Here is a 12,997-nt window from a genome sequence, read left to right as displayed (position 1 = left end):
CTATTCTAGGATGGCGTCTTGAATCGCTTTTTGTATTTGTTCGCGAACGTTTTGTTGCGATAAGGCGTTAGGTGCGTTGCTGTCGGGAAAGGTTCGATTGGATAAGAACACATAAACGAGTTGTGTTTTCGGATCGGCCCAAGCAATGGTGCCCGTAAAACCGGTGTGTCCGAAGCTCTCTGCCGAAACGCAACCGCAGGTCGGACCCGCCGTTCCGGGTAATTGTGGTTTGTCGAATCCCAAGCCACGTCGGCTTCCCAAAGTTTCGAAATAACGTGTATTGAAGGTATCGAAAGTAGCAGAACTAAAATATTGTTCGCCTCCATAATTTCCTTTTTGTAAGAAAAGCTGCATCATTTTGGCAACATCCAGTGAAGTACCAAAAAGTCCGGCGTGCCCTCCTACTCCACCTTGCATCGCTGCCGCCATATCGTGCACAAAACCTTGAATGGTGTCTCTTCGGAAATAGGTATCAATTTCTGTTGGCACAAGATCATGTAAATCAAACCGTTGCGTCGGATTATACGTTAAGGTACCAGCACCGATTTTCTTGTAAAAATGCGTATATGCGCTGATGTCTAAACTTGAATGCAATTGATCTTCCAAATACTTTTGCGCCAAGATAAAGGTGTAATCGCTATACTTATATCCTTGATTTGGAACGAGTTTCGAATTTTTGATTTTCTGAAGAATCGAATCGCGGTACGTACCAATGATGTACAAACTGTCGCTCACACGCGTATTGAATGTTTGATTGGCTATTTTTGAGTAATAAGTCGGATTCACCGTTCCGTTTGCCAAGAGTGTTTGTTTGTAAAACGGTGTCCACGCTTCGAAACCGGCTTGATGCGAAAGCCATTGCTTTACGGTAATATCTTTTTTATCAGATGTTTGCAAATACGGCAAAAGTGTTCCCAGATTGGTATCTAAGGTAAACTTGTGCTGCTCGTAGTTTTGCATCAATAATGGCAAAGGTGCTAAGATTTTGGTAAGTGAAGCCAAATCGTAAACGGCAGCGTTGGTTACCTTTGGTGCTGTAGCGTCGTAGGTAAATTTCCCGAAGGATTTTTGATAAACAACTTTACCGTTTCGTGCTACAAGAATTTGTGCTCCCGGCGTTGTTTTCTTTGCAATAGCCGTTTCTATAATGTTATCGAGGACTTTCAATTTCTCTGAACTCATTTTCTGCAGTTCAGGAAGTGAGAAACCAAGACGGTTAATTGTTTTCGTATCGATGCCCATGCCTGCCTGATATTTTGCATTGATACTTACCGGCAAGCGACCAGCAGCAGCAGTGGTTCCAAAAATGACATCCGCGCTAACGCGTTGCGCTACGTCGGCATTTTGGTACGAAACAACAATTGCCGAAAATCGATCCAAAAATGAAATAGGCATTAACGAATACGGACGAACGAAAACGTCGAGAATTACGGATTTTTTCTGCGTTAAGCGATCGAGAATTTGAATTTCGGTATCGGTAAACGATTGCGATTTCCACGCGCGATCCGATTTGTGAAAACCGACAATTACTTTTGAGAATTCGGCAAACTGACTTTCGATAGAATCGAGTGATGTTACAGTAACTTCGGAAATATCTGCGTAATTTTTAAGTGACTCTAAAAATGCAGTATTCTGATCGTCGCCGAGTTTTACGTATGCAATACGCTCGTTTTCCAATTTTTGAATTGGCAGAATGTCGTTTTGATTTTGAACGAGGGTAACCGCATTTTCGAACAATTGCTGTTGCAGAATTTTGTTTTGCGGCGGATTGATGTCTGCTATTAAGTTTTGTTCTGGAATGGGTTGGTATTTGTTTAAACCAATTCTGTATTTGTGTTGCAGAATTTTCTTCACTGATTTGCTTAATCGTTCTTCGGTTAAAACACCGTCTTGAAACGCCATACAAATGAGTTCAATACCTAGCGGAATATTTTCCGGAAACAGTAAAACGTCGTTGCCCGCCAGCAGCGCTTCCAAATTAATTTTTCCCGGCGGACGCGTGCCCGATGCGGCTTTCATGTTTAACGCATCGGTAAATATGAGTCCGTCGAATTTCATTTCATCAATCAATAAATCGGAAATGATATTTTTAGAAACGGAAGACGGAATATCTGCCTGCGGTTCAATAGCGGGAACATTTAAGTGCGCCACCATTACCGAAGAAAGTCCGTTTTTAAATAACTTTTTATACGGATAAAGTTCCAAACTATCGATTCGTTCTTTTGAAAAAGGAATTACCGGAAGCGCATAATGCGAGTCGGTCCCGGTATCGCCGTGGCCGGGAAAGTGTTTTCCAGTGGCGTAAATTCCGCTTTCTTGAATGCCAGTCATCAACGCTAATGCCGATTGCGTCACGTTTTCTTTGCTTTCGCCGAAGGAACGGAAACCAATAATCGGATTTTTGGGATTGGTATTCACATCAAGAACGGGAGCAAAATTGAAATGCACGCCTAAACGTTTGCTTTCTTTTGCCATCTGAATGCCCATACTTTCCAATAACTTCTTGTTACGAACGGCGCCCAAAGTCATGTTAAACGGAAACTTGAACGTAGAATCGAGACGCATGTTTAGTCCCCACTCGGCATCTATACCAATAAACAAGGGAAGTTTCGAAAGTGCTTGATATTGGTTGGTCAGTTTTGCTTGACGCATCGGACCGCCTTGAAAGAAAATCAGTCCACCAATTTTATAATCGCGAATGAGTTTCTTAACCGAATTTACGTGCACGCTGTCTTTGTTGGAATAGGCCGCCACCATGAATAGTTGCCCGATTCGTTCGGTCAGGTTCATGTTGTTGTACACGCTGTCGACCCAACGTTTTTCTGCATTAGATTCCTTCATCCAAGCGAACGAAACGGGAGGCAACGAATCGATTGGATTATGGTGACTCTTGGCAAGGGAAAGCTCTTCGGCACGATGTTGCTCGGCTTTTTTTGCTTCCGCGGATTTACAGGCCGCGATTCCTAAAACGATTGATGCTAAGACGACACCGAGTTGAATACGAGCGGATATCTTCATATTAAAAAAACCTGCTGTGCCAGCTTTGCGAGGCTTCAACTTCCCAGTCGTTTTGATATTCCTCGATGGTGTTTACCAAATTATTAAAAACGATCGTGTGAGGCGACACAGCGCGATCTTTGACCATTTTCTTAAAATCGATCAATGATTTATGTGCGATATGGTCACCCAAACGATACGTTACATTCATTTTATCGAGCAAAACGATATCGAATTGTTTTTCCAATTCTTGTATGAAATGTACGGATGCATCTATGGAACAACCCGTAGCAGCATTAAATTCCTGATCAACAGCTAGAACGATAAACCGGTCGTAGCGAATTTCAAAAGAAGCTTGCAATGGTTTTCCGTGTGCTGCCCAATTTTCAACAAATTGTTGTAGAGCGGTTTCAATTTGGCTTAGTTCTTCAGGTTGAAGGCGTCGGTTGCTTTGGTAAATCCAAACGCGCGACTCTTCGGGTAATTCTTCAAAAGGTACGTACATTTTTATAAGTCTTCTGCATTAGCGATCAGTTCGGCAATGTCCATCACTTTTACGCTGCCTTCTTTTTCTTTGTTTTTCACACCGTCGGTCATCATAGTGTTACAAAACGGGCAAGCAGCGGCTATGATATCGGGTTGCGTTTCGAGCGCGTCTTCGGTTCTGAGGATGTTTACTTCTTTATTTCCTGGCTCTGCGTCTTTAAACATTTGTGCACCACCGGCGCCACAGCAGAGTCCGTTTGCTTTTGAGCGTTTCATTTCAACAAGCGCCACATCGAGTTTTTCCATTAACTCGCGCGGAGCTTCATAGATGTTGTTGGCACGACCTAGGTAACACGGATCGTGGAAAGTGATTCGCTTACCTTTAAACTGACCGCCTTGAATGGTGAGTCGGCCGGAATCGAGCAACGATTTTAGGAATTCGGTGTGATGAATGACTTCGTAGTTTCCGCCTAGTTCTGGATACTCATTTTTTAGTGTATTGAAGCAATGCGGGCAAGCCGTAACGATTTTTTTCGCTTCGTATGCGTTGAGCACTTCGATATTCATCATGGCTTGCATTTGGAATACGAATTCGTTTCCGGCACGTTTTGCGGGATCGCCCGTGCAACTTTCTTCGGTTCCGAGCACGGCAAATTTTACTTGTGCTTTATTGAGAATTTTCACGAAGGCTTTCGTGATTTTTTTGGCTCTATCGTCGAAACTACCTGCGCAGCCAACCCAAAATAGAACTTCGGGTTGTTCGCCGTTTGCCAGCATTTCTGCCATTGTTGGAACTGAAAGTTGCTCTGCCATAGTTATAAGTTTTTATTCGTGTTTGCCATCATCGAAAACTTGGATGGTGACTTCTTTTTCAATTAAATCGGTGAATTTACCACGGTAACGAGTTGCTTTCACCAAGTGATTATCGATCCAGTGGTAATTTCCGCCCCGTGGTTTCCCCATAACCATGCCGTGGTATTTAAAACCGTGCTTTTTGAGCCAAATTTCGGTGTACTCGCGGTGGGCTTCGGTGCGTGAAGTGAAGAAGAAAATGATGTGTCCTTCGTCGTACCACTTATTTAATGTAGCTAATGCATCTGGATATACCGCTGCGGTGAGCATGCGTTCGGGCTCTTCGTTTGGAATATCGTCGCAAATGGTTCCGTCGATATCGATTAGGTAATTTTTGATGCCTTCCGGAAGGATTGGGCTGATGGTTTTACCGTTTTCCGTTGCGCCGATAAGTTGTTTTTCTACATCTTCAAGTTTCATTTTCGTTTTGTTTTTAATTTGTTGTTAATCAGATTAAAAACAGCCTTACGCTCACATATAAGATCCGTTTTTTGGTATTGGTGCCCGCATTAGGGATTGCAGTGGAAATCCTGCCTTTGATAAAAGGCAGATTGGAACGGAAAGCCCGACCGCCCGGAGGTACGGAGGGTGGGAATGCCCAAATCCTTATTCATTTTTCCAATTCAATCGATCTTGCTGGCTGTATTGCCATGGTGCTCCGTTATTTTCGATGTTGCTCATCATTGCGTTGAGCGACATAGGTGCGGCGCTTTGTTCCATTACGAGGAAGCGGCGCAAATCGAGAATAATTGACAGCGGATTTATATTTACTGGACATTCCTCGACACATGCATTACACGACGTACACGCCCATAACTCTTCAGGCGTTATGTAGTCGTTTAGCAAGGTTTTGGTGCTTTGCGGCATTTGTCCGTTGTTCTTATCTATTTCATCACCCAACTCCACCATTCGATCGCGCGTGGCCATCATGATGCGTCTTGGAGATAATTTTTTACCCGTTTGATTTGCCGGACAAGCCGAAGTACAGCGTCCGCATTCGGTACAAGTATAGGCATTGAGCAATTGTACGCGGTTGAGATCGGTTACGTCGGCGGCGCCAAATTTCGTTGCTGGAGCGTCGGCTGGAGCTGCGGCATAAGGATCGGCGTTTGGATCGAGCATCAATTTCACTTCACGTGTAACCGATTCCAGATTAGTAAATTTCCCTTTCGCGTCTAAGTCAGCAAAGTACGTATTTGGAAATGCGAGTAAAATATGTAAATGTTTGCTGAAATACAGATAGTTAAGGAAAATCAAAATTCCGATGATGTGTAACCACCAAGCCGAACGCTCCAAAAGAGCCACGACGCCTGGACTCATGCCTTCGAAAATGGGCAACAGGAACGACGAAACGGGAAAAGCGCCTGCTTCGGGATAATGCGTATAGCCAATAAGTTGCAGATGACGATCGGCTGCATTCATGATTAAAAAGAGCGACATAAGCACAACTTCGAAGTACAAAATATAATTCGCGTCTGATTTAGGCCAGCCGGTCAAGTCGTTGTGGATGAAGCGTTTTAGTTTAATAATGTTTCGTCTGGCGAAAAAGGCAAATACAGCTACGAGAACGAGCAAGGCCAGAATTTCGAATGAGCCGATTAGCACGTTATATGTTGTTCCTAAGAAGCTGAAAATGCGGTGTGTCCCGAAAAGGCCGTCGATTATAATTTCGAGAACTTCGATATTGATGATTACAAAACCAACGTACACGATGATGTGTAGCAATCCGCTGATTGGTCTGGTAATCATTTTCTTTTGACCGAGGGCAATGAGCGTCATATTTTTCCAACGTTCGGAAGTACGGTCGGTTCGATCAACTTCTTGACCAAGTTTGATATTGCGAATGATTTTCTTAGCGCTTTTTGCAAAGAAGGCAATTCCAAGAGCTAAGACAATTAGAAACAGTATGTTATCAATGTATTGCATCTGTTTTAAGGTTTTGGTTCGGCGTTAGTTACGGGCGCTTTGTAGGGTTTATTCTTTTTCCCAAACAACGAAACGTTGATGTATCGCGTTGGATTTAGGCGTAAATCTTGCAAGAGTAACTCCAATTCTTTTGCTGTTTTATTGAAATTGTTATACATGGCTTCGTCTTTAAGGATTTTTCCGGCGGTACCTTTTCCACTTTGAAGATCGGCGATGATTTTATCCATGTTAGCCAGCGTCGATTCTAGTTTTTTGACCGTTTGTCCAATATTTACTTTGGCTAAAGAATCAGACATTTTAGCGAAGTTTCCAGAAGTTTTGTCAAAATTAGCGATGGTGCTGTTAAGTTTTCCTTTGTTGTCGGCGATTAAATCGTTTGCATTTGCAGCGAGCGACTTGAATTCTGCCATTGTTTTCTCAAGTTCGGCAATGGAATTTTTCAGATTATTTTGCGTTCGTGTATCGAGCGTATTGTTAATTCCGTTAAGTAATACGTTAACCGACGAAAGTATCGTTGAAATTTTCTCTTGCAGCGGTTTTAAGGTTTCGGTTACTTGTGCGGTGATTCCCGAAATTACCTCACCTTGTAAATAGGTTCCGTTTTCGATCAGGTTCGTGTCTTGCAGGTTTGGAATGATTTGTACTTGTTTGCCACCGATTAATCCGGGCTCGTACAGATTTGCAGTAGAAGACTTGGAGATGGGGAAATCGCCCGTGATTTTTAACTCGACGAGTAATGAAGCGTCTTTCGGATCGAGAGTAATGGATTGTACTTTTCCTACGGCGAGACCATTAATGGTTACTGCTGCCGAGGGCAAAAGACCTTCGACGTTTTTATATTTTACGTAGACGGTTGTAGAAGAGTTAAATAGGTCGCTCCCTTTGAGGAAATTATATCCCCAAATGAATAAAAGTATGGATGAAACGACGAGTATGGCGGTTTTGAGCTCTCTGCTTAGTTTCAAGGTGCAAGTTTTTGCGCAAATTTAAACTAAATTATAGAAGCTTATTGCTTAATTGCTTCTTGTACACTGATTTTTTTTCCGTCTTTAAAAGCAATGATGTACGCTGAATCGTAGCCTTTTGCTTTTGCGGTTGCGAGTAGTTCTTTTGCTTTGGCATAATCGGGTGTGTTGCCATACATGTATTTGTACAGCGTTCCGTTATCCGTAGCTACACTGATGTCGGTTAATCCTTTAAAATTAGCTGGTGTTGGTTCCAATTTTTTGCCGCTTGCGCTAATTTGTACTTTGAAGACGATGCCCGACTCGGCGGTAGTTGTTTGTTGTTGCGGTTCCGGATTTCGAGGCGTTTCGGTTACGGGTTTAGCAGGTGCTACACGATCTTCAGGAGCTAATTTTTCCGACGGCTTTTCGGAAATTTGCCCTTCCCCACCAAAATATTCCTTTTTGTAACTGATGATGGCTTTTGCGATGGCCTCTGCCATTTTATCTTGTCCTTCGTCTGAATTCAGAAAAGCACCTTCTTTTGCATTAGAAATAAAACCCATTTCGATAAGTACGCGCGGCATATATGCTTTGTGCAAAACCATAAACAAGGCTTGTTTTACGCCACGACTCTTCCGGCCGAGCATATCGGTAAAGTTATTTTGGATTTTACTGGCTAGAGCGATACTGTTGTCCATGTACTCTTCTTGGAGCATGGTCATCCCGATCATTTTTTCTGGAGAATTCGGATCAAATCCTTCGTATTTAATTTTATAGTCTTTCTCCATGGTGATTACCGCATTTTCGCGTTTTGCCGCTTCGAGGTTGCTCGCGTTTTTACCCGGACCCATAACATAGGTTTCGGTTCCATCGGCAGAGAGGTTTGCGTTGGCGTTGCAGTGTATTGAGACGAAGATGTTGGCGTCGGCGCGATTGGCGATGTTTGCACGTTCAATAAGTTCGATAAAAACATCGGTTTTACGAGTATAAACCACGTCGATATCGGGCTGTTTTTCTAAAATTTTCCCAACGCGAAGCACTACTTCTAGGGCGATTCGTTTCTCTAAGTATCCGTGATACGAGGCACCAAAGTCTTTACCACCGTGACCTGCATCGAGAGCTACTTTAAATGTATTTGACTGAGCTGAAACGACTTGCGTTAAAAAAAGTATGCTTAATGAAATGAATTGTAAAGATTTGCGTTTGAAGTTCATCTTTCAGGCTTGTTTTTTGTGGATTTAAATGCTTCGTTAAAATTACTTCCGGCTTATATAGCTGAAAAATTATATGTAAGTTTGACCCACCAAAAAGTGCGCCACTTTTCACAAAAGTAGTATTAATACATTTGCGTTCAAACTTACTTCATATCGTTTTTTTAGCAACGTTTTTAACAATCTGTTGCGGAAAAGTTCAGGCGCAGGAATTGCCTGCAAAATCACTTAACGTTTCACGTACCCAAAAAGATACTCTGACAGTATCACTACCGACCACAACCGTCGATACATCAAAGAAAGGTAGTGTAGAACCTAAGAAACCCGTCTTAGAAGACATCGTTCGCCGTAAGGCAAAAGGTTACGAGCGGATGAATCAGAAAACAAAGCAGTTAACGCTGTACGACGAAGCTGAATTGTACTATCAAGACGTTGAACTTACCGCAGGAATAATTGTAATGAATTACGAAACCAATGAAGTTTCGGCGGGAAGAATTAAAGATTCTACAGGTACATTAACGCAGCGGCCTGTCTTCAAACAGGGTACAAACGTGGTTGAACCAGATTCGATCCGTTTCAATACGAAAACTAAAAAAGTAATTATTTACAATTCGCGCTCGCAACAGGGAGAACTTAATTTTATTTCTGAAATAGCTAAACGCGAAAACGACTCGGTGTACTTTTTATCGAGAACGAAGTTTACCACCTCGGAAGATATCGACAATCCGGAGTATTACTTTTTGGCACGAAAGGCAAAATTTGTTCCTAAAAAGAAAGTAGTAGTAGGGTTCACGAACATGTACATTGCCGACGTTCCGACGCCTATTGCCGTGCCCTTTGCTTTTTTTCCAATGACGACTAAAAGTCAGTCGGGTGTATTAATTCCAACTTTTAACGATACGAACAATCGCGGATATTCTCTTCAAAACGGTGGTTACTATTTTGCTATCAGCGATTATCTGGATTTGAAGTTAACCGGCGATTACTTCACAAACGGTAGTTACGGAATTCGAGCCGAAACGAACTACGCTTTGCGGTACAAGTTTCGTGGAAACGTGAATTTTAGGTATGAAAACCAAGTTTTTAGCGAACGTGGGTTCCCAGATTACAGTAGAACAACGCTATACAACATACAGTGGAGTCATTCTCAAGACGGAAAATCGAATCCGAATTCGCGATTTTCAGCTTCGGTGAATTTGGGAAGCTCGCAGTTTTTCCAAAGTTCGTTTAATCAATTGGCTGCTGCATCTCGTTTGAATAATACTTTAGCCTCGTCGGTATCGTATTCTAAAACGTTTAATTGGGAACCTCAGGTAAACATAACCTTATCGGCAACGCATTCGCAGAATACGCAGTCGCAAGCCATAAATATGACTTTGCCAACGTTCAATGCCAGTATGGACCGCGTATTTCCGTTCGCTCCGAAAGAAGGAATAAAAAAAGGATTTTTTCAAAACATCAATTTCCAATACAATGTTCTTGGTGAAAACCGCATAAACACGACCGATTCATTGTTTTTCAAGCCAGAAATGTTCCGCGATGCCCAAGCTGGAATGCGCCACAGTATTCCGATTAACACGAATATTAAGTTACTCAAGTATTTTAGTGTTCCGTTTAATGTGAACTACAACGAGGTTTGGTACATCAAGACGATAAACCGACGATTTGATCCAGATTTGAATCAAGTAGTTGAACGTGAAGTTGGTGGATTTGATTCGTTTAGAACTTACAACTTCAGTACCGGTATTGGTACAACGATTTACGGAACATATGACTTTGGAGATAAAGGCAAAGTTAAAGCGATTCGCCACGTGATGCGCCCCACGGTTTCTTACAACTACACGCCAAGTTTCGATCGGTATTACGATACTTATGCGACCGATGCCAGTGGAAATATGCAAAAAGAATATACCCGTTTTGAAAACGGTATTTACGGTGCACCGCAAAGAAATTACAGCAACGTACTTGGCTTTTTGTTATCGAACACTTTCGAGGCAAAAGTAACCGACAAAGATTCGACGAAGACAGAGTATAAAAAAATCATGTTGCTTAACAACTTGAATTTCCAAACGGGTTACGACATTAGTGCCGATTCGCTGCGTTGGTCGCCAGTACGTGTTAGTGGAAGTACGTTGTTGTTTAAAGAGAAAATGAACGTGAATCTCGCTGCGACACTCGATCCGTATTCGATAAACGCGGCAGGACGACGTATCAACACGTTCAATATTGACAACGGTGGATCGTTGTTCCGACTTACTAGCGCCAACGTTACTATGAATTACTCATTTGACAGTAATTTTGGGAACAAGAAAAATAATGCTGCTGGAGAAGAAAACCAGCGCAACGGTGGTAGAGAAGACGATTTATTTGGAACTGCAACGGACTTTAGGGATCGAAGGAAATCGCAGTTTGATGAAGAGGATGAAGATACCAAACCTTTGGAATTATACGCCGCCGACATACCGTGGGATTTGACTTTGGCCTATTCGCTTACGTATTCTAACGATAGAAGGCAAAGCGAAATCACGGGCAATAGTATTATGGCTTCTGGCAATTTAACGCTTACGCCGAAGTGGAAAATTGGTGCGTCGACAGGTTACGACTTTGTTCAAAAAGGTATCACGTATACCCAACTTCGATTTGAACGCGACTTATTGAGTTGGCGTATGGATTTTACGTGGGTTCCGATTGATATTTACAAATCGTGGGGATTCTTTATTGGAATTAAGAGTGGTATGTTGAGTGATATTAAGTGGGAACGTCAGAGTTTACCCGACGGCGGACGACGTTAGTTTATTAACCTGAGTTCGATTTAAAAATATTGGTCAGAAAATAGATAAATGATTGATCATCAGACGTATTATTATAAAGACATTACGGTACCGCAAAAAAATCTAACGAAGTAGGCAACCGTTTATTTGTTTAGTGTGGAAGTTGTTCACTTCAAGCGTTCTCACAATTAGTTTTAGTCGAACGCAGCTTGTTAGTTCTTACTGCAAAAAATTCGTACTTTTAGAATTATGAAAAAAATCATTTACACAGCTAATGCACCTGCACCAATTGGTCCGTACAACCAAGCCGTACAATTTGGAAATCAATTATATACGAGTGGGCAGATTGCTATCGATCCAACTACGGGACATTTAAAACTAAAGAGTGTTGCCGAGCAAACTGAACAGGTCATGGAGAACTTACGAGCGGTTTTAGAAGCCGCTGGTTTTCAATTTTCGGATGTAGTAAAAACGAGTATTTTCCTGACGGACATGAACGATTTTGCCACGGTGAATTCGGTTTACGAAAAGTACTTCGACGAATCGATAGCGCCTGCTCGAGAAACTGTTGCTGTGCAAGGATTACCTAAGGGCGTGGATGTCGAAATATCGATGATTGCGTTTAAAGAATAATTTCTGTTGTAAAGACGGTCAAAGTATTCGAAAACATTACGAGCGAATTAAAAAGGAAAAGCTAATCAAGATGTTCGACTACTTCGATGTTATTGCCTTCGATAACTCGACTCAAATCGCCTTGAATTGTGGTCGAAATAGCTGAATAAAGCTTTATTTGGTTGGTATCGCTATTTGAAATTTTCAAACCAGCGGAGGTTGAACCCGAACCGCGATCGTGTTGTTCGTAGATGACGTATTGATCATCACCGATTTTAAACCGCACCAGCTCAACGTCGACTTGCTTTCCGTTGTTTAGGAAAGCCACTCTATGAGAGTATTTAAATTGTTTCCAACTATTCGGTTTTGGTTTAGGAAACTCAATTTTATCACCTTGTGGATTTACAAATCTAAACTGTAGATAGTAATCGGTTTTATCTTTAAGCAGTGCAATTTCTTCGCCAGTTTTAGCTTTGAAACGCAAAATGGCTTCTTCGTTTTCGGCCAAGACAAGTTGGGCGTTACTGAAATACGTCAGGAAAAGAAACCCGACTACACAAACTGTTTTGAAAGGAAAAATTAGTCTCATCAATTAAAAAAGCGATTTGATTTTTTCGCGTTCGGCGCTTAAAATATAAATGTCTATCAATAAAAGTGGTATCGCAAGTGCTAATCCGCTGGGCTCTACGCTTGCGCAGAAGGAATTGATTCCGATTAAAATTGGAAAGCAAACAATTGCACCTAAAGCCCGAAAACGAGGAAAGAGAAGTAAAAGCCCGCCAAGCATTTCGCCGATTCCCACTAAAGGCATTAACCAAGAAATTTCGACAAATGCGGCAAAATCTTTTTGCATTTCAGGATTCATTTGTTCGGGCATGGGCATGTATTCTAAGAATTTGTTTAAGCCGCCATTCAAGAACATAAGACCTAAAATCCAAGCTGCAGCAAGTGTTGTGATTTTTTTCATGGTTTTAATTTTCTGAATGCTAACGTAGTGATTATAGATTAAGAATACATCTCATTATTGTAAAAAAATAAAAAAAGTAATGCCAAATTCACGAGATATTCTTATTGGCTTATTTTTCTTAGTGGAGAATACCTGTTTAGCGTTTTTAACGCTTACTAAATTACGAAACGCTTGAGAACAAGGTTACGGCTTTTCCGTAAATTTTAAAGAAATTTTCGGCAGCGAAAA

At 41.7% G+C, this 12,997-nt stretch carries 11 protein-coding genes; 2 read left to right on the top strand and 9 right to left on the bottom strand.

Annotated features, from left to right (window positions below; genetic code table 11):
* The 7 genes from CHX27_RS07025 to CHX27_RS06995 form a co-directional block, all read right to left on the bottom strand.
* The gene (locus CHX27_RS07025) at positions 1–3,018 is read right to left on the bottom strand and encodes a glycoside hydrolase family 3 N-terminal domain-containing protein (protein WP_094486056.1); all 3,018 of its coding nucleotides are present in this window, start codon (positions 3,016–3,018) and stop codon (positions 1–3) included.
* A 1-nt stretch (position 3,019) separates the two neighbouring features.
* Positions 3,020–3,502 (bottom strand): ABC transporter ATPase, encoded by a 483-nt coding sequence (locus CHX27_RS07020; RefSeq protein WP_094486055.1) that lies wholly within the window; start codon positions 3,500–3,502, stop codon positions 3,020–3,022.
* 2 nt (positions 3,503–3,504) lie between these two features.
* A complete protein-coding gene (locus CHX27_RS07015; RefSeq protein ID WP_094486054.1) occupies positions 3,505–4,296 on the bottom strand; it encodes a (Fe-S)-binding protein in 792 nt (263 codons plus the stop codon).
* Positions 4,297–4,308: 12 nt separating this feature from the next.
* Positions 4,309–4,755, bottom strand: coding sequence for an LNS2 domain-containing protein (locus CHX27_RS07010; RefSeq protein ID WP_094486053.1), 447 nt, complete (start codon positions 4,753–4,755; stop codon positions 4,309–4,311).
* A 186-nt stretch (positions 4,756–4,941) separates the two neighbouring features.
* Complete coding sequence (locus tag CHX27_RS07005; RefSeq protein ID WP_094486052.1) at positions 4,942–6,261, bottom strand: 4Fe-4S dicluster domain-containing protein; 1,320 nt, start codon at positions 6,259–6,261, stop codon at positions 4,942–4,944.
* A 5-nt stretch (positions 6,262–6,266) separates the two neighbouring features.
* The gene (locus CHX27_RS07000) at positions 6,267–7,226 is read right to left on the bottom strand and encodes an MlaD family protein (RefSeq protein ID WP_094486051.1); all 960 of its coding nucleotides are present in this window, start codon (positions 7,224–7,226) and stop codon (positions 6,267–6,269) included.
* A 41-nt stretch (positions 7,227–7,267) separates the two neighbouring features.
* Complete coding sequence (locus tag CHX27_RS06995) at positions 7,268–8,422, bottom strand: N-acetylmuramoyl-L-alanine amidase family protein (RefSeq protein WP_094486050.1); 1,155 nt, start codon at positions 8,420–8,422, stop codon at positions 7,268–7,270.
* 131 nt (positions 8,423–8,553) lie between these two features.
* On the opposite strand from CHX27_RS06995, the gene CHX27_RS06990 reads away from it, so the two are divergent.
* Together CHX27_RS06990 and CHX27_RS06985 are read left to right on the top strand one after the other, a co-directional pair.
* A complete protein-coding gene (locus CHX27_RS06990) occupies positions 8,554–11,211 on the top strand; it encodes a putative LPS assembly protein LptD (RefSeq protein ID WP_243388971.1) in 2,658 nt (885 codons plus the stop codon).
* A 228-nt stretch (positions 11,212–11,439) separates the two neighbouring features.
* On the top strand, positions 11,440–11,823 hold the full coding sequence (locus CHX27_RS06985) for a RidA family protein (RefSeq protein ID WP_094486048.1): 384 nt from the start codon (positions 11,440–11,442) through the stop codon (positions 11,821–11,823).
* 61 nt (positions 11,824–11,884) lie between these two features.
* Here CHX27_RS06985 and CHX27_RS06980 read toward each other — a convergent pair whose 3' ends face one another.
* Both CHX27_RS06980 and CHX27_RS06975 read right to left on the bottom strand, forming a co-directional pair.
* Positions 11,885–12,391 carry a hypothetical protein gene (locus tag CHX27_RS06980; protein ID WP_133063434.1) on the bottom strand — a complete coding sequence of 169 codons (507 nt, stop codon included), beginning with the start codon at positions 12,389–12,391 and terminating at the stop codon, positions 11,885–11,887.
* 3 nt (positions 12,392–12,394) lie between these two features.
* Positions 12,395–12,769, bottom strand: coding sequence for a DoxX family membrane protein (locus tag CHX27_RS06975; protein ID WP_094486046.1), 375 nt, complete (start codon positions 12,767–12,769; stop codon positions 12,395–12,397).
* Positions 12,770–12,997: the final 228 nt, after the last annotated feature.

The organism is Flavobacterium aurantiibacter (assembly GCF_002251775.1).
Taxonomy (GTDB): Bacteria; Bacteroidota; Bacteroidia; order Flavobacteriales; family Flavobacteriaceae; genus Flavobacterium; species Flavobacterium aurantiibacter.
The sequence above is the reverse complement of the archived record's forward strand: the minus strand, read 5'-3'. Positions and strand labels throughout refer to the sequence as shown.

Coding starts and splice junctions, on each gene's coding strand:
- CHX27_RS07025 (WP_094486056.1), bottom strand. CDS start 3,018: ATGAAGATATCCGCTCGTATTCAACTCGGTGTCGTCTTAGCATCAATC.
- CHX27_RS07020 (WP_094486055.1), bottom strand. CDS start 3,502: ATGTACGTACCTTTTGAAGAATTACCCGAAGAGTCGCGCGTTTGGATT.
- CHX27_RS07015 (WP_094486054.1), bottom strand. CDS start 4,296: ATGGCAGAGCAACTTTCAGTTCCAACAATGGCAGAAATGCTGGCAAAC.
- CHX27_RS07010 (WP_094486053.1), bottom strand. CDS start 4,755: ATGAAACTTGAAGATGTAGAAAAACAACTTATCGGCGCAACGGAAAAC.
- CHX27_RS07005 (WP_094486052.1), bottom strand. CDS start 6,261: ATGCAATACATTGATAACATACTGTTTCTAATTGTCTTAGCTCTTGGA.
- CHX27_RS06995 (WP_094486050.1), bottom strand. CDS start 8,422: ATGAACTTCAAACGCAAATCTTTACAATTCATTTCATTAAGCATACTT.
- CHX27_RS06985 (WP_094486048.1), top strand. CDS start 11,440: ATGAAAAAAATCATTTACACAGCTAATGCACCTGCACCAATTGGTCCG.
- CHX27_RS06980 (WP_133063434.1), bottom strand. CDS start 12,391: ATGAGACTAATTTTTCCTTTCAAAACAGTTTGTGTAGTCGGGTTTCTT.
- CHX27_RS06975 (WP_094486046.1), bottom strand. CDS start 12,769: ATGAAAAAAATCACAACACTTGCTGCAGCTTGGATTTTAGGTCTTATG.